The organism is Bacillus cereus group sp. BfR-BA-01381 (genome assembly GCF_022663555.1).
In the GTDB taxonomy this organism is placed as follows: domain Bacteria; phylum Bacillota; class Bacilli; order Bacillales; family Bacillaceae_G; genus Bacillus_A; species Bacillus_A pacificus.
Map to the genome: position 1 here is coordinate 1 of NZ_JAKUFR010000217.1, position 496 is coordinate 496.

Genomic DNA, 496 nt, shown 5'->3' on the forward strand with positions numbered 1-496 from the left:
CAAGGTATAGCGAAATTCAAACTGCCATACGGAAAATACACGTATAAAGAAACAATAGCGCCGAATGGATATGTAATAAATGAAGAGACGTTCGCATTTGAAATAAAAGAGAATGGAGAAATTATTAAACATATCGTTCAAGATAAGAAGGTAGAAGGTGAGTTAGAAATAACGAAAATAGATGTAGCGGATGGAAATACGAAGTTACCGAACGCAGAATTTACAATCTACAATGAACAAGGGAAAGAAGTAGTAAAAGGAAAAACAAATGAGCAAGGTATAGCGAAATTCAAACTACCATACGGAAAGTACACGTATAAAGAAACAATAGCACCAAATGGATATGTAATAAATGAAGAGACATTCGCATTTGAAATAAAAGAGGATGGAGAAATTATTAAACATATTGTGAAAAATAAGGAAGAAGAAAAGGCATCGCTTCCTTCTAAGCCAAATAAGCCAACATCGAATGGAGAAGTGAAACCTTCCGCTGATG

General features: G+C 34.3%; 1 protein-coding gene. It reads left to right on the top strand.

What is annotated here, in order from left to right; genetic code table 11:
* Positions 1 to 496 (top strand): MSCRAMM family protein (locus tag MR079_RS28380; RefSeq protein WP_242295086.1); only part of this gene is annotated, 496 nt, incomplete at both ends.